16 protein-coding genes are annotated in these 15,130 nt (G+C 51.1%); 11 read left to right on the top strand and 5 right to left on the bottom strand.

The window, feature by feature from the left end; translation table 11 throughout:
- The first annotated feature begins 94 nt into the window (after positions 1–94).
- Positions 95–604, top strand: a complete 510-nt coding sequence (locus tag M1D91_RS09370; RefSeq protein WP_437430330.1) for a 2-thiouracil desulfurase family protein — start codon at positions 95–97, stop codon at positions 602–604.
- Positions 588–935: a DUF488 domain-containing protein gene (locus M1D91_RS09365; RefSeq protein ID WP_437430551.1), complete on the top strand. Its 348-nt coding sequence runs from the start codon at positions 588–590 to the stop codon at positions 933–935. The genes M1D91_RS09370 and M1D91_RS09365 overlap by 17 nt, the downstream gene beginning before the upstream one ends.
- Here the strand turns inward: M1D91_RS09365 and M1D91_RS09360 are convergent.
- Positions 922–1,233 (bottom strand): hypothetical protein, encoded by a 312-nt coding sequence (locus M1D91_RS09360; RefSeq protein WP_437430329.1) that lies wholly within the window; start codon positions 1,231–1,233, stop codon positions 922–924. The genes M1D91_RS09365 and M1D91_RS09360 overlap by 14 nt on opposite strands.
- 74 nt (positions 1,234–1,307) lie before the next feature.
- Positions 1,308–1,550 carry a putative hemolysin gene (locus M1D91_RS09355; RefSeq protein ID WP_437430328.1) on the bottom strand — a complete coding sequence of 81 codons (243 nt, stop codon included), beginning with the start codon at positions 1,548–1,550 and terminating at the stop codon, positions 1,308–1,310.
- Between the two features lie 320 nt (positions 1,551–1,870).
- Here M1D91_RS09355 and M1D91_RS09350 point away from each other — a divergent pair, with 320 nt between their 5' ends.
- The 3 genes from M1D91_RS09350 (at position 1,871) to M1D91_RS09340 (ending at position 4,993) form a co-directional block, all read left to right on the top strand.
- A complete protein-coding gene (locus tag M1D91_RS09350) occupies positions 1,871–2,899 on the top strand; it encodes a sensor domain-containing diguanylate cyclase (RefSeq protein WP_437430327.1) in 1,029 nt (342 codons plus the stop codon).
- Between the two features lie 103 nt (positions 2,900–3,002).
- Positions 3,003–3,077: a protein YoaJ gene (gene yoaJ, locus M1D91_RS09345; protein ID WP_103677854.1), complete on the top strand. Its 75-nt coding sequence runs from the start codon at positions 3,003–3,005 to the stop codon at positions 3,075–3,077.
- Positions 3,078–3,178: 101 nt separating this feature from the next.
- Positions 3,179–4,993: a sensor domain-containing phosphodiesterase gene (locus M1D91_RS09340; RefSeq protein ID WP_437430326.1), complete on the top strand. Its 1,815-nt coding sequence runs from the start codon at positions 3,179–3,181 to the stop codon at positions 4,991–4,993.
- Positions 4,994–5,281: 288 nt separating this feature from the next.
- Here the strand turns inward: M1D91_RS09340 and M1D91_RS09335 are convergent, their stop codons facing one another.
- The 3 genes from M1D91_RS09335 to icd all read right to left on the bottom strand — a co-directional run bounded on the left by M1D91_RS09335 (position 5,282) and on the right by icd (position 8,231).
- Positions 5,282–6,136: a glycosyltransferase family 32 protein gene (locus M1D91_RS09335; protein WP_437430325.1), complete on the bottom strand. Its 855-nt coding sequence runs from the start codon at positions 6,134–6,136 to the stop codon at positions 5,282–5,284.
- Positions 6,137–6,652: 516 nt separating this feature from the next.
- Positions 6,653–6,835 carry a hypothetical protein gene (locus M1D91_RS09330; protein WP_437430324.1) on the bottom strand — a complete coding sequence of 61 codons (183 nt, stop codon included), beginning with the start codon at positions 6,833–6,835 and terminating at the stop codon, positions 6,653–6,655.
- Between the two features lie 145 nt (positions 6,836–6,980).
- The gene (gene icd / locus M1D91_RS09325; RefSeq protein WP_437430323.1) at positions 6,981–8,231 is read right to left on the bottom strand and encodes an NADP-dependent isocitrate dehydrogenase; all 1,251 of its coding nucleotides are present in this window, start codon (positions 8,229–8,231) and stop codon (positions 6,981–6,983) included.
- Positions 8,232–8,347: 116 nt separating this feature from the next.
- On the opposite strand from icd, the gene rluE reads away from it, so the two are divergent.
- The 6 genes from rluE to purB all read left to right on the top strand — a co-directional run bounded on the left by rluE (position 8,348) and on the right by purB (position 15,019).
- A complete protein-coding gene (gene rluE / locus M1D91_RS09320; RefSeq protein WP_437430322.1) occupies positions 8,348–8,998 on the top strand; it encodes a 23S rRNA pseudouridine(2457) synthase RluE in 651 nt (216 codons plus the stop codon).
- A 17-nt stretch (positions 8,999–9,015) separates the two neighbouring features.
- Positions 9,016–9,462 (top strand): NUDIX hydrolase, encoded by a 447-nt coding sequence (locus M1D91_RS09315; protein ID WP_437430321.1) that lies wholly within the window; start codon positions 9,016–9,018, stop codon positions 9,460–9,462.
- A 324-nt stretch (positions 9,463–9,786) separates the two neighbouring features.
- The gene (locus M1D91_RS09310; protein ID WP_437430320.1) at positions 9,787–11,736 is read left to right on the top strand and encodes a methyl-accepting chemotaxis protein; all 1,950 of its coding nucleotides are present in this window, start codon (positions 9,787–9,789) and stop codon (positions 11,734–11,736) included.
- 124 nt (positions 11,737–11,860) lie between these two features.
- On the top strand, positions 11,861–12,967 hold the full coding sequence (mnmA, locus tag M1D91_RS09305; RefSeq protein WP_457976204.1) for a tRNA 2-thiouridine(34) synthase MnmA: 1,107 nt from the start codon (positions 11,861–11,863) through the stop codon (positions 12,965–12,967).
- A 32-nt stretch (positions 12,968–12,999) separates the two neighbouring features.
- Positions 13,000–13,629, top strand: coding sequence for a high frequency lysogenization protein HflD (gene hflD, locus M1D91_RS09300; RefSeq protein ID WP_437430319.1), 630 nt, complete (start codon positions 13,000–13,002; stop codon positions 13,627–13,629).
- Positions 13,630–13,648: 19 nt separating this feature from the next.
- On the top strand, positions 13,649–15,019 hold the full coding sequence (gene purB, locus M1D91_RS09295) for an adenylosuccinate lyase (protein ID WP_437430318.1): 1,371 nt from the start codon (positions 13,649–13,651) through the stop codon (positions 15,017–15,019).
- The last annotated feature ends 111 nt before the right edge of the window (positions 15,020–15,130 follow it).

Below are 15,130 nucleotides of genomic sequence, written 5' to 3'. Positions count from 1 at the left end.
ACGAACTTTTGCCTTTATCACAATCTCTTAAAGCTGGTAGTTCGTCATCTGGCGCGTTCGGATAACAATGGTCGTCCACCGTTTTGGAAATCCTATGCAAAGCAAAATTCTGGTAAGCGCCTGCCTGATGGGCTTTAACGTTCGTTATAACGCCAGCGCAAAAGCGGCGCTGCAACAGACCCTTGAACGCTGGGAGAAGGAAAAACGCCTGGTTGTGCATTGCCCGGAGCTGGCGGCAGGTCTGCGCACGCCACGACCAGCTGCGGAAATTATATCGGGTGACGGGAGCGCTGTTATGCAGGGTAAAGCGCGGATTCTGGAGCGCACCGGTCAGGATGTGACCGCGCATTATCAACTGGCCGCCTGGCTGGCGTTAGAAGCGGCACAAAAGGAGAACTGTTGTGCCGCGTTACTGACCGACGGCAGCCCGACGTGTGGAAGTCAGCACATTTACGATGGAACCTTCAGCGGTACACAAATCAGCGGCAAAGGGGTGGCGAGCGCGCTACTTGAGGCGCACGGCATAAAGGTTTTCTCACATGACGATATTGCAGAGCTCATCGAGTGGGTCAACGCGAGAGATAATGATGAAAATTCACTGTAAACGGGTCTACGAGGCGGCATCCGCCGGGGATGGCTACCGGGTTCTGGTCGACAGACTGTGGCCACGAGGAATTAAAAAAAGCGAACTTAAACCGGATGAATGGTGCAAAGACCTCGCCCCTTCAACGGCGTTGCGCAAAGACTTTCATGCTGACATTCTTGATTTCAACGCCTTTCGTGACGCCTATCTGCAGGAGTTAGACGCGCACAAGGAGGAGGGGCGCAAACTAACGGCACGGTTAAAAAAACAGCCGCTGACGCTGCTCTATGCGGCGAAAGACAGCCAGCAAAATCATGCCGTTATTCTTGCTGAGTGGCTTAACCGTTTATAATTTCGCGGGTCACAGCTTCTTGCGGCAGCGCGTCCGGTTGCAGTGGCATTAAGTGCCCGGCGCGAACAAAGGCGAAGCCATGCTGACCATCAAAGGCAACGACATCACCGGTTACCAGCCAGAGCGCCTGTGGCATGTTCAAAGGCATACGGGTCATGACCCCGTTAACTGGATTGAGGAAGGTTTGACCCGGTTCGAAGAGGCCGAAAAGCTCGACGGCCTTACCGATATTGCCTCTTCCGAGGGGGGTTTGAGCGCCTGTTATCATTGCCAGGCCGCCCGGACGTAATTGAAACATAGTCATCTCGCGCAAAATACAGGAACACCAGGATAATTCTTAATCGCTAGTGTAACCTGACGCTGATGCTGGTGTCACGATCCGGATTGCGGATGATCCTGTCGCCACAGCTCCCATTCATCTACAACCGTGCCGTTGGATAATTTACACGCCGTTCGCACCCCCTGTGGACTTTGTACCGGTACCCGCTCTCCGCCTTTTTGCAGGCAGTATTCTGCTGCAGGGTTTGCCATGCCGACCTGTGGCGGTGGGGGGGCCTCTTTTTCTGCCGCGCAGGCCGTCAGGGTAAAAATAAGCATTAACAGCGTCTTGTTCATCAAATTGTCCATTTTGAGATAATCAGCCAGAAATTTAGCTTAATGTGTTACTGGCAACAACTCCACGATTTCTCCATCTTTACATCACCTTCGCCCGCTATATTGACTCCTGTTCTCACCCATGACCAGAGAACATCATTCCGTAATCAATGAGTTTTTTGCCCCGTCTCAACAACGGGGCTTTTTTTGCCTTCTCAACACTGCCGGTGAAAAGATGACGATATATGAAATTCATTTAAGCCATGCTTTAATATGTCGAGCCTAAAATTTCAGCATTAAGTGCATGTATCGCGCGCAGTCGACAGAGGTAAACAAGCGTAATGTCCGATTTCATCCTGGCCCGGGTCTCCGAAACTCTCTCACAAGATCACTCTCTTGAAAGCCTTGTACGACAACTCCTTGAAATGCTGGAGATGGTCACCGAAATGGAATCCACCTACCTCACTAAAATCGATGACGACGGACGTTATCAACATATTCTTTATGCCAGAAACAGCAAACAGCTTGATATTCCAGAGGGTTTTTCACTCCCCTGGGGTGACAGTCTGTGCAAACGCGCGCTGGACGAAGGCTGTCCGTTCAGCAATGACGTGGCGACTCACTGGGCGGATTGTGAAGCGGCAAAAGCGCTGGGCATCACCACCTATTTAAGCACGCCTGTACATTTGGCCGATGGGTCACTGTATGGAACGCTCTGCGCGGCCAGCTCAGAGCGACATACGCTGAGCATCCGCGGCGAACAGGTACTGACGCTTTTTGCTGGCCTGATAGCCCGCTCCATTGAAAAAGATCATCTGGTTAATCAACTGCGCGCAGCCAATGCCGCACTGATAAGCCATTCCTACACGGATGCGCTGACCGGTTTACCCAATCGTCGCGCTATTTTTGATAATCTTATTACCCTTTTTTCCTTTGCCCGCCATGTGAAATCCCAGATAATCATTGGGTTTATTGATCTTGATAATTTCAAGAAAATTAATGATGAACTCGGACATGAATCTGGCGATCAGTTCCTAATTCAGATTGGGCACCGGCTTATGGACGCGTGCGACAAAGATGATGTGGTGGGACGACTCGGTGGAGATGAATTTTTAATCGCCTGTCCGGGCGCCCCGGTGGGTAAAACGCAAACTAAACGATTAATTGCCCTTAAGCAAAATTTGCAGAAGTGTCTGACCGGGGAATATCAACTGAGCGACGTCAGGATATTTTATCCCGGCGCAAGTATTGGTGTAGTGGAAATAAATCCGGAGGAGGTTGATGCAGACAACGCCCTGCGCATAGCGGACCAGGCTATGTATCAGGATAAAAATGGCAAAGAGAAAAAACCCTTTCTCAGGCTCAATTAATCGTATCAAAACGTAGTTTTTGGCTTGAGAATTATCTCATCTTCTTCTATTTAATTTATGTAAGCATGGCGCCTAAAACGGTTCCCTGCCGAGGAGTATTTCCATGAAAAAAACGACCATCATAATGCTTATCGTGGCAATAGTTGCTGTGGCTGGCACGCAGCTCGGCTGGTGGTAATCGATGAGCTAAAAAAACGTTTTTAGCAGATTTTCATCCGGACCATTGATGTTGTCGGTGTAGCAGATCCCATTAGCCTCTTTTTTGAGCAGGAGCTCGCAATGTTCACCGGACTTAAAAAAAGCGAAAGTAAAAGACTCGCAGCGCTGGAATTATTGCGTAAGGAAGATAAGACCCGCGACGCTGCCCTCACCGAATATGCCTGCCTCGCCTGTGAGGTAATGGGTGTTGAAGGATGTTTTATCACCGTATTTGATGATGATTACCAATACATCAAATATGTGAAAAATGTCCCGCTGGAACATTTCAAAGTCCCGATAGAAAAAACCATGTGTCAGTACTCGCGCGACAGTGGTCAAACCATTGTCTGTCCTGACACTCGCCTTGATAACCGTTTCTCGCATCAGCCACTGGTAAAGAATGGCGATATTATGTTTTATGCTTCAGCCCCGATGATGACGAAAGAGGGAATGGTGCTGGGTACGCTGTGCGTCAGCAGCGCCTCCATATTCAGCCCCAGCGCGCAGCAGATTGAGAGTTTTAACCGTATTGCTGAACTCTCTGCGATTTACCTGGAGGCCCGGTACGCTATTGGCCGCGTCGATACCTTAACCGGCCTGCCGAATCGCCAGTTCCTGATTCGTGAAATGGAGCAAAAAACCCTCAATAAAGATCGCAATACATACGGTCTGGTGATTTTCGACTGCATTGATATGCCGCGCGCCTACGAACTCACCCGCTATCTTGGGCTTCCCGCCGTCGATAACATGCTGCGTAGCTTTATTCCCCTGCTACGCTTGCGGCTTCGCTTAAAAGAGAGTGTTCCGCTCTACTCTTTCGCGCCGGCCCGCTTTGCCGTACTGGTGGATATTGAACAAGCCCTGGCGCTGGTAAAGCGTGCCGAGACACTGCCTGGCACCCAGGCACAAATGGCGCAGGACATCGATATCACCCTGACCATTCACACCGGCTATGTGAAATTCTCACCACAGGACGATGATGCCCATGAAATCGTCCGTCAGGCCATCAGCGCCCTGCATGAGTCAATTCGCCAGAATATTCCGGTGCTGCAGTTCAACCCCATTCTTGATCATAAAAGAAACAAAGACTTTAAATTGCTCTATGACCTGAGTGAGGCCATCAAATCAAAAAGCCAGCTTTATCTCGTGTATCAGCCTAAGGTGTCCCTGCGTTCAGGCAAAACGGAAGGCGTGGAGGCATTATTACGCTGGCGTCATCCACAGCTTGGGAATATCCCGCCGACCACCATCGTCGCCCTTGCCGAGAAAACCAGCCTGATGCCTGAAATCACCCAGTGGGTTATTAAGGCCGTCATTTTGCAGCTGAAAACCTGGCGCGCCGCAGGGATTAAGCTCCCCATCTCCATCAACGTAACCGTCAGTGATTTTTCCCGTAAAGGCTTTGCCGACGAGCTGGAAAATAGTGTGTTACGTGCCGGGTTATCTCCGGCCGATGTGCGAATCGAATGCCTTGAAACAGAAAAAGTGCTGGAGAGCGAGCTCGCGCTGGAGGAGCTCGACAGGCTTAAACTACTGGGCTTTCAAATTTTGCTGGATGATTTTGGCGCAGGCTACAGCAATATCAGCTATCTGCGTCGTATTCCCATTGATGTTATCAAACTGGATCGCTCGCTTATCAGTCAGATTACGACCGACACGGGTAGCCGCATCATTGCACGCAACGTCATTATGATGCTCAAAGAGCTACACTATGTCGTGCTTGCGGAAGGGGTGGAAGACCAGGAGACGGCACACATGCTCAATGAGTATGGCTGTGATGAAGCCCAGGGCTACTATTTCTCAAAGCCGCTTCCCCCTGGCGATATTCCCGGCTGGCTGGCGGAGTGTAAACCTTATCGCGTGTTATCACGCATCAGCGTCGACCAGAGTTTATAGTCTGCCATCACACCAGCTCATCGCATTCTCAACAATTACAAATTACAGCGCTACTGTGGCAGAGACAGGCAGCGCTGTTTATTTATGGGGCAGCCGCATGAATTAATGGCGGATAAGATTACTACCCTGCTCATCAATTTTTTCAATCCTTACGGGTTAAAGTTCAATTTGTCTTAAGTTCACAATAACGTTATAAAGTACATCAAGTGATGGATATACGATTTAACATTAAGTACCACATTCAGGGCAGTTTTGGTGTCGAAACTGCCCGTCTTTATTTCCCCTTTCCTAAGCTGTCCAGGCTTTCATCCTTTTCACCACTTTCCTGGTTTCGTTAACCGTGTTTTTTCGCAAACGCCAGAAGGGAAAGACAAAATAGAGCCATAATTTATAATAAATTTTATCTGCGCCTTCCAGGAGCATAAGTGAGTCGCGTAATCTGCTGTAATGGTCGCGGCTTATCAATTTCATTACTCTGGAATTCACATTTCTGTATATTAATCCGACATTACGATGATTTTCCTGATGGTGAAAACCACAGCACTTATCGACTTTCTCAATACCCAGCGAAAACGGCACCGGTCCCGTGGTGTGGAGCACGCCCTGCATCCCTACGCCATAACGCCAGGGCTTGTAATTCTTTAAACGCGAGACAACCTCGTCAATCACGGCTTTAAGATAGGGCGAATGCGGTGCGGCGATAATGTTCCACTGCTGATACTCACCGTTTTTCAGAAAGCTGAGTGCTTCATGTTTGCCCATCTCATTGTCACTCCCGCCGGGCCGGTTATCCCAGTTACACACCATGATTTCACACTCAGGTGAGATAATCTCATTTAGCGGAAGCTGGCAGGAGCTTTTGATATCAAGATAAACGCCGCCTTCTTTATACATCACGAGATAACGAAAAAAATCCGCACGGGCGGCACCATATCGAGGATTAATCTGGCAATAAAGAGTAAGAATCTCGTGATCATAATTCTTTGCAATATAATCAATAATGCAATCATTATCGTAGAAATGATATTCCCAGTCGGGGTTTCTTTTTTTTAACTCCGCAATGGATGCATGAATTTCTTCAGGTAGCGCCTGTGCCCCTTTGGTGTAAATCTGATGAATTTTTTTAGGTATTTTACTCATCATTTATCCTGCCATCATCAACGTTACAGTATGAAAACGCTAAAATTTGAGAGCTCTCAGGTAAATGTAGCCAGAGTCTGTGACATAAGCATTATCCAGGTTCTGAAGTTTAGCCTGCGGATTACTCCGTAAATGCCATTCTGAAAGATAGACATTATTTTTTGCTTAAGGTTTCGCGCACTTATACAAATAAGAACCTTCCAGGAAATTTACATTTTGAGAGGTTGCGAGCATTTTTAACTATTTTTAAGGCAAGTCGGTAAAGCGCTATGGAGTTTATTGCGGCGAGGTCGATAATCAAGACAGGCGTGATAACACGCCCTACTAGCGGGGATAAGTCTATGATTACACTGACTGTAGCTGGCATTTTTGCCGTGAACGCTGTTGCGTTTCTCGTTTCCCGTTCTTCGATTCAGGATATTGATAACGACTATTAATGTTACTTTTTTAACCAGGAATAGCACTTCCCTCCCGCTGCAATCTTCTGATTCAGCGGGATTTTACTTTTCAGCACCGGTATTAACGGCTAATAAGCAGATGTTCAGGCGGTTTCAGGCCAAAGTAAGCGCGACTGGCTCGCTCAAGTTTCTGGCGGGTTAAGACTATATAGCCTCTTTCCCCCGGAATGGAGAGCTTGTAGTCACCGCTTAGCATGACAGGGCTGATTTGATACCAGCGGCCAAGATAAAAAATCCAGTTCATCGCTACCTCAGATATGCGCAAACCTGTCAGCAGGGTAAAACGCCACGTCGTTGCGAACCTGGAGATGCGTCTCAGTATCGTTTATCAGAAAGGTAAAAAAACGGGAACCCGCAGGCTCCCGTTGTTGCAAACCAGGAAAACTGGATTACATGTTTGCGATGATCGCGTCACCAAACTCTGAACATTTCAGCAGTTTAGCGCCTTCCATCAGACGTTCGAAATCGTAGGTCACGGTTTTAGCCGCGATTGCGCCTTCAACGCCTTTCACGATCAGGTCAGCCGCTTCGAACCACTGCAAATGACGCAGCATCATCTCAGCGGAGAGGATAACAGAACCTGGGTTCACTTTATCCTGACCCGCGTATTTCGGTGCGGTGCCGTGGGTGGCTTCGAACAGGGCACATTCATCACCGATGTTAGCACCTGGGGCAATACCAATACCGCCAACCTGGGCTGCCAGGGCGTCGGAGATGTAGTCACCGTTCAGGTTCATACAGGCGATAACGTCATACTCAGCCGGACGCAGCAGGATCTGCTGGAGGAATGCATCAGCAATCACATCCTTAATGATGATCTCTTTGCCGGTGTTCGGGTTTTTGATCTTCTGCCACGGGCCGCCGTCGATCAGTTCACCGCCGAATTCTTCGCGAATTAACTGGTAACCCCAGTCTTTGAACGCGCCTTCGGTGAACTTCATGATGTTGCCTTTATGGACAAGCGTAAGGGAGTCACGGTCGTTGGTGATGGCATACTCAATCGCTGCACGCACCAGACGTTTGGTCCCTTCTTCGGAGCACGGTTTGATACCGATACCGCAATGTTCCGGGAAGCGAATCTTCTTCACGCCCATCTCTTCGCGCAGGAATTTGATGACTTTTTCTGCTTCAGCAGAGTCCGCTTTCCACTCGATACCGGCATAAATGTCTTCGGAGTTTTCGCGGAAAATAACCATATCGGTCAGTTCCGGGTGTTTTACCGGGCTAGGCGTGCCCTGGTAATAACGAACCGGACGCAGGCAGACGTAAAGGTCCAGCTCCTGGCGCAGCGCCACGTTCAGTGAACGAATACCGCCGCCAACGGGCGTCGTCAGTGGGCCTTTAATAGCAACACGGTATTCACGGATAAGATCGAGGGTTTCAGCTGGCAGCCAGACATCCTGGCCGTAAACCTGGGTAGATTTCTCACCGGTGTAAATTTCCATCCAGGAAATTTTACGCTCGCCTTTATAGGCTTTCTCCACAGCGGCATCAACCACTTTCAGCATCGCAGGGGTCACGTCGATACCGATTCCGTCGCCTTCAATGAACGGGATAATCGGGTTATTCGGAACGTTCAGCTTGCCGTTTTGCAGGGTGATCTTTTTACCTTCCGCCGGAACAACTACTTTGCTTTCCATTCACCTCTCCTTCGAGCGCTTCTGGTTGTTACTGATTTTTGTTAATGAATTGTAATTAGCCCGTCAATACTACCCGATAGTTGGGTGCCATGAAAGACCATCATCATTCAGTTATAATGCGGCAAATGATAACTACTGAAAATACCATGAAGAAAACTTCTGATAGAAATCACCACCTTAAGCGATTCAGCTCACGACAAGCGACTAAGCCTCGCCCTAAAAGCGGGCCGAAACGGGTGATTTTGTTTAATAAACCCTATGATGTCTTGCCCCAGTTTACCGATGAAGCGGGTCGGCGCACCCTGAAAGATTATATAACTGTACAGAATGTATACGCAGCGGGGCGTCTGGATCGTGACAGCGAGGGGTTGCTGGTGCTTACCAACGACGGAGCATTGCAGGCAATGCTCACGCAACCCGGAAAACGCACCGGTAAAATCTATTACGTGCAGGTCGAGGGTGAACCCGGTGAGGATGCCCTGCAGGCGCTTCGTCAGGGTGTCGTTCTTAATGATGGCCCGACGCTACCCGCCGGGGTTGAGCGGGTGCCTGAACCAGAGTGGCTCTGGGCGCGCACTCCCCCGGTTCGCGAACGCAAGACCATACCCACCAGCTGGTTGAAAATCACCCTGTATGAAGGGCGTAATCGCCAGGTAAGGCGTATGACTGCCCACGTTGGCTTTCCGACCCTGCGTCTTATCCGCTACGCTATGGGTGAATACACCCTGGGAACGTTAGCCAGCGGTGAATGGCGTGACCTTCTCTGATTTAAGGACAAGCAACCATGTTTAAACCCCATGTCACCGTCGCCTGCATTGTGCATGCGCAAGGTAAGTTTTTGGTCGTGGAAGAGACCATTGGAGGGAAAGCGCTCTGGAATCAGCCTGCGGGTCATCTTGAAGCCAACGAAACCCTGGTTGAGGCGGCACAACGAGAGTTGTGGGAAGAGACCGGTATTCGTGCCCAGCCCCAGACCTTTATCCGGATGCATCAGTGGATAGCCCCTGATAAAACTCCCTTCCTGCGTTTTTTGTTCTGCATTGAGCTTGATGAGATCTGCGCTACCGAACCGCACGATAGCGATATCGACCGCTGCCTGTGGGTCAGCGCTGAGGCAATCCTGACGGCGTCGAATCTGCGTTCACCGCTGGTTGCGGAGAGCATCCGCAGTTGGCAACGCGGGGAACATTACCCCCTGTCCGTCATCGGCGAATTCAACTGGCCCTTTTAGATGTGACGCCGCCAGCCTCAGGCGGTGATCTGATTCCTCCTTTTCATCATTCGTAGCGACATTCCTCACATATTAAGCTTGAGTTAAAAAGATTTAACTTAAGCTTAACAAACCAGTTTATCGTGCTTAAGTGAGCAGGAAATCTGGACTCCTTCCGGTTAAGGCCGCTTATCCTCTACCGGTACGCAGAATTGCCTGTTTTTCACCCATTGCCCGTCTGGTACACACATTAAAGTTCAAAATCTATACGCCGATAACGTCACTGAAAGGAGGGAATAATCACAGGGACGAATGACGTTTTAGGTTGAATCCACAGGAGCCGGCATGGCCAGACAATTCGTTCAAAAAAAAATGAGTACCCGTGCGCAAATGCTGTTAACGGGTGCATTAACTATCACGCTCGGGTTTGTGGTGACCATTGGTGTTTTGAGCTGGCAGTCCAGCAATGAACAAAAAGCGCTGGCTGAAAACTACCTGCAGCAGATCGCCCAGACGGAAGCACTTAAGGTTCAGCAAGAGCTAAACTATGCCCGTGACGTAGCACATAACCTTGGACACAGTCTTGTGGCATTACCCAATGCGGGAGTGACCGATCGACGCGTGGCCGATAAACTACTGGAGTATGCTGTTCGGGATAACCCCGATTATCTGTCAGTCTCTGTGACCTTCGAAGAAAACGCCTTTGACGGGCGTGACGCAGACTTTGTCGGCAAACCTGACCAGGCACCGCAGGGTCGCTATGCATTCTTTGTTGATAAAGATCAGTCCGGTAACTTCAAGCTTCATCCGCTGCTCTCCTTCCTTACGCCAGGTCAGGGAGATTACTATCTGGTGCCGCAAAAGTCGCAGAAAGATACGCTGATTGAACCCTATACCTACGCCTACAATGGTGTCCCTACCCTGCTGACCTCTGTCGCGGCCCCTATTATTAGCGATGGAAAATTGCATGCCGTTGTGACCTCCGATATTTCTCTCGCCTCCCTGCAGGCGAAGGTGAACCAGATTAAACCCTGGGAAGGCGTTGGCTACGCGATGCTCATCTCCTCTGCGGGCAAGGTTATCTCTTACCCGGATAAAAACTTGACCAGCAAGGCGTACCCGGGCGAAACCCACAATTACAGTACCAGCGTAATGGAACAACCGGACGCCGTACTGGGGGAAGACGCGCTGGTCACCTGGCAACCGGTCACCATCGGTAACAGCCCGGATAAGTGGTATCTCGGTATTGTCGCACCGGTAAGCCAGGTCATGGCGGCAGCAAATCGCCAGTTGATGAATGCCATCATACTGATGGTGGTGAGTATTCTGTTGGTGAGCGCCTTACTGGGGATCGTCTTTAGCCGTAAAGTGCTCAAACCTATTGGCGGGGAACCGCTGGAAGCTGCGACCATCGCCCTGGCCGTTGCAGACGGAAAACTCGATAACGTTATTGACGTGAAAGCCGGTGACCGCAAGAGCCTGTTCTATGCTCTGCATACCATGCAGGAGCAACTGCGACACATTGTCAGCCAGATTAAAGACGCCAGCGACTCGGTACGTCAGGGCGCGGGAGAGATTGTCAGTGGCAACATTAACCTCTCTTCGCGTACCGAACAGCAGGCAGCAGCTCTCGAACAGACCGCTGCCAGCATGGAGCAGTTCAGTGCGACCGTGAAACACAACGCCAGCAACGCGCACCATGCTACCGAGCTTACCGCTAACGCCACGCAAATCGCCAGCCGCGGTGAAGCGTTGGTCAGTCAGGTGGTGAAAACCATGTCGCAGATTGATGACAGCTCGAAGAAGATCAGCGACATTACCACCATGATCAACAGCATCGCCTTCCAGACCAACATCCTGGCCCTTAACGCGGCGGTAGAAGCGGCGCGCGCAGGGGAACAGGGTCGCGGGTTCGCCGTGGTGGCATCAGAAGTGCGTAACCTGGCTCAGCGCAGCGCCAATGCGGTTAAAGAGATTGCCGCACTGATCGAAGAGTCCAGTCAGCGCGTTGAAAGCGGTGTCCAGTTGGTGAATGATGCCGGGAAAACCATGCAGGAGATGACCCAGGCCGTCAACTCGGTACAGACTATCATTAATGAAATCGTCAGTGCCTCCGATGAGCAGGCAAAAGGCATCGGTCAGGTGACCATCGCGGTAAACGAGATGGATGGGGTGACCCAGCAGAACGCCTCGCTGGTGCAGGAGATGGCGGCGGCAGCAAGCTCTCTTGAAGAGCAGGCGCAGCAGCTTGCCCAGAGCGTGGAGCAATTCAGCCTCGAAGAAAGCGCGGCGTAAGGTGGACGGGCGGGAGTCTGCAAGGCAGGCTCCCGCTTTTTAACAGGGTATCGCACGGGGGGTGCCTGCGCGGCGAGTGCGTGATAGAATACGCCGCCTTGAAGTTCAATGTCGTGAGTATTCTATGTCTGCTAGCCCAAAAAAAGTGATCGTTGGCATGTCCGGCGGTGTCGATTCTTCCGTTTCTGCCTGGCTGTTACTGCAACAGGGTTATCAGGTCGAAGGCCTGTTCATGAAGAACTGGGAAGAAGACGATGGCGAGGAATACTGCACCGCTGCGGCTGATCTTGCTGACGCGCAGGCCGTCTGCGATAAGCTCGGCATCACCCTGCACACCGTTAACTTTGCCGCAGAATACTGGGACAACGTGTTTGAACTGTTCCTGGAAGAGTACAAAGCCGGACGCACGCCCAACCCGGACATTCTGTGCAACAAAGAGATCAAATTTAAAGCCTTCCTCGAATTTGCTGCTGAAGATCTGGGCGCTGACTACATCGCGACCGGTCACTACGTGCGTCGCGCGGATGTCGATGGCAAAAGCCAGTTACTGCGCGGGCTGGATGGCAACAAAGACCAGAGCTACTTCCTTTACACGTTAAGTTCGGAGCAAATCGCCCAGAGCCTTTTCCCGGTAGGTGAACTGGAAAAGCCGCAGGTGCGTAAAATTGCTGAAGAACTTGATCTCATCACCGCGAAGAAAAAAGACTCGACCGGTATCTGTTTTATTGGCGAGCGTAAATTCCGCGAATTTTTAGGCCGCTACCTGCCGGCTCAGCCGGGGAAAATCCTTACCGTGGACGGTGAAGAGATTGGTCAGCATCAGGGCCTGATGTACCACACTCTCGGCCAGCGTAAAGGGCTGGGTATTGGTGGCACCAAAGAGGGTTCTGAAGATCCGTGGTACGTCGTTGATAAAGACGTTGAAAATAACATTTTGATTGTTGCCCAGGGGCATGAGCACCCGCGACTGATGTCTGTCGGGCTGATTGCACAGCAGTTGCACTGGGTTGACCGCGCGCCAGTGGTTGGCACGCTGCGTTGCACGGTGAAAACCCGCTATCGTCAGACGGACATTCCCTGTACCGTGACCGCTCTGGATGCAGATCGTATTGAAGTCCGTTTTGATGAGCCTGTGGCTGCCGTTACCCCAGGACAGTCCGCTGTCTTCTACAGCGGTGAAATCTGCCTCGGTGGCGGCATCATCGAACAGCGTTTACCCTTGCCGGTTTAACCGACAAGCAGAAAGCAAATCAAGGAGCGAGTGTGGCGAAGAACTACTATGATATCACCCTGGCGCTGGCCGGTATCTGCCAGTCGGCCCGTCTGGTTCAGCAACTGGCGCATCAGGGACACTGTGATGCCGATGCGCTCCATGTCTCACTGAACAGTGTGATTGATTTAAACCCCGACTCGACACTCAGCGTCTTCGGCGGCAGTGAAGCTAACCTGCGCCCTGGGCTGGAGACGCTGCTTGGCGTACTGAATGCCAGTAGCCGCCAGGGTCTGAATGCCGAACTGACCCGCTACACGCTCAGCCTGATGGTACTGGAGCGCAAACTCGCCGCCCAAAAAGGGGCGATGGATACGCTGGGAGATCGCATCTCGGGTCTGCAACGCCAGCTTGAACACTTTGACCTGCAGTCCGAAACACTGCTGAGCGCAATGGCCGCTATCTATGTGGATGTGATTAGCCCCCTGGGGCCGCGTATTCAGGTTACCGGCTCCCCTGCGGTACTGCAAAGCTCGCAGGTGCAGGCTAAAGTGCGTGCCTCACTGCTCGCCGGCATTCGTGCTGCCGTGTTGTGGCACCAGGTAGGCGGTGGTCGCCTGCAACTTATGTTTTCCCGTAATCGCCTGACGACTCAGGCTAAACAAATTCTTGCTCATTGTTAACCTCCCGGAGTTCTGAACTATGGAATTATCCTCACTGACCGCCGTTTCCCCTGTCGATGGACGCTACGGCGATAAAGTCAGCGCGCTGCGCGGCATTTTCAGCGAATTTGGTTTGCTGAAATTTCGTGTACAAGTCGAAGTACGCTGGTTACAGAAACTGGCCTCGCACACAGCTGTAAAGGAAGTTCCAGCTTTTGCCGATCACGCAAACGGTTTCCTTGATAAAATTGTTACCGATTTCAACGAAGAAGACGCTGCGCGTATTAAAACGATCGAGCGCACCACCAACCATGACGTAAAAGCGGTGGAGTATTTTCTGAAAGAAAAAGTCGCTGATGTGCCTGAGCTGCACGCGGTGTCCGAATTTATCCATTTCGCCTGTACTTCGGAAGACATCAATAACCTTTCTCATGCGCTGATGCTGAAAACAGCCCGTGATGAAGTGATTCTGCCTTACTGGCGCCAACTGATTGATGCGGTGAAAGATCTTGCTGTCCAGTATCGTGACATTCCTCTGCTTTCACGCACTCATGGTCAGCCGGCCACGCCATCGACTATGGGTAAAGAGATGGCCAACGTCGCTTACCGTATGGAGCGCCAGTTCCGTCAGCTGAACCAGGTTGAAATTCTCGGCAAAATCAACGGTGCGGTTGGTAACTACAATGCCCACATCGCTGCCTACCCGGAAGTCGACTGGCATGCGTTCAGCGAAACGTTCGTGACGTCGCTGGGCATCCAGTGGAACCCCTATACCACGCAGATTGAACCGCATGATTATATCGCCGAGCTCTTTGACTGCATGGCGCGCTTTAACACCATCCTCATCGATTTCGATCGCGATATCTGGGGCTACGTGGCGCTTAACCACTTCAAGCAGAAAACCATTGCGGGCGAAATCGGCTCCTCCACCATGCCGCATAAAGTTAACCCCATTGATTTTGAAAACTCAGAGGGTAACCTGGGACTCTCCAATGCCGTGTTGCAACACCTGGCGAGCAAACTGCCGGTATCCCGCTGGCAGCGTGATTTGACCGACTCTACCGTGCTGCGCAACCTGGGCGTCGGCGTGGGCTATGCGCTGATTGCCTACCAGTCAACCCTCAAAGGGGTGAGCAAACTGGAGGTGAACCGCGAACGCCTGCTGGACGAGCTGGATCATAACTGGGAAGTGCTGGCTGAACCTATTCAGACCGTCATGCGTCGTTATGGCATCGAAAAGCCCTATGAAAAGCTTAAAGAGCTGACCCGCGGCAAGCGTGTTGATGCACAGGGTATGAAAGACTTTATCGATAGCCTGGCCCTGCCGGAAGATGAAAAAGTGCGTCTGAAAGCAATGACCCCGGCCAATTATCTGGGCCGCGCGGTGACAATGGTTGATGAACTGAAATAATCCCTTCAGCATCTGCCCTCTTTTGTGCCGAAAAGAGGGCTTCCTTCCCGCGGTTTAATAAATGTTTATCCCTGACCGAAGACAATCAGCGTTACACTCAATGTATTAAAA

The sequence above is a fragment of the Enterobacter sp. SA197 genome, from assembly GCF_054131575.1.
Note: the sequence above shows the minus strand (reverse complement) of the source record. Positions and strands in the feature narration are given on the sequence as shown.

Excerpts from the sequence above, each read along its gene's own strand:
- M1D91_RS09370 (WP_437430330.1), top strand. The coding sequence starts at position 95 with ATGCAAAGCAAAATTCTGGTAAGCGCCTGCCTGATGGGCTTTAACGTT.
- rluE (WP_437430322.1), top strand. The coding sequence starts at position 8,348 with ATGCGGCAAATGATAACTACTGAAAATACCATGAAGAAAACTTCTGAT.
- M1D91_RS09340 (WP_437430326.1), top strand. The coding sequence starts at position 3,179 with ATGTTCACCGGACTTAAAAAAAGCGAAAGTAAAAGACTCGCAGCGCTG.
- M1D91_RS09360 (WP_437430329.1), bottom strand. The coding sequence starts at position 1,233 with ATGTTTCAATTACGTCCGGGCGGCCTGGCAATGATAACAGGCGCTCAA.
- purB (WP_437430318.1), top strand. The coding sequence starts at position 13,649 with ATGGAATTATCCTCACTGACCGCCGTTTCCCCTGTCGATGGACGCTAC.
- M1D91_RS09350 (WP_437430327.1), top strand. The coding sequence starts at position 1,871 with ATGTCCGATTTCATCCTGGCCCGGGTCTCCGAAACTCTCTCACAAGAT.
- M1D91_RS09330 (WP_437430324.1), bottom strand. The coding sequence starts at position 6,835 with ATGAACTGGATTTTTTATCTTGGCCGCTGGTATCAAATCAGCCCTGTC.
- icd (WP_437430323.1), bottom strand. The coding sequence starts at position 8,231 with ATGGAAAGCAAAGTAGTTGTTCCGGCGGAAGGTAAAAAGATCACCCTG.
- M1D91_RS09315 (WP_437430321.1), top strand. The coding sequence starts at position 9,016 with ATGTTTAAACCCCATGTCACCGTCGCCTGCATTGTGCATGCGCAAGGT.
- M1D91_RS09335 (WP_437430325.1), bottom strand. The coding sequence starts at position 6,136 with ATGATGAGTAAAATACCTAAAAAAATTCATCAGATTTACACCAAAGGG.
- M1D91_RS09365 (WP_437430551.1), top strand. The coding sequence starts at position 588 with ATGAAAATTCACTGTAAACGGGTCTACGAGGCGGCATCCGCCGGGGAT.
- mnmA (WP_457976204.1), top strand. The coding sequence starts at position 11,861 with ATGTCTGCTAGCCCAAAAAAAGTGATCGTTGGCATGTCCGGCGGTGTC.
- M1D91_RS09310 (WP_437430320.1), top strand. The coding sequence starts at position 9,787 with ATGGCCAGACAATTCGTTCAAAAAAAAATGAGTACCCGTGCGCAAATG.
- M1D91_RS09355 (WP_437430328.1), bottom strand. The coding sequence starts at position 1,550 with ATGAACAAGACGCTGTTAATGCTTATTTTTACCCTGACGGCCTGCGCG.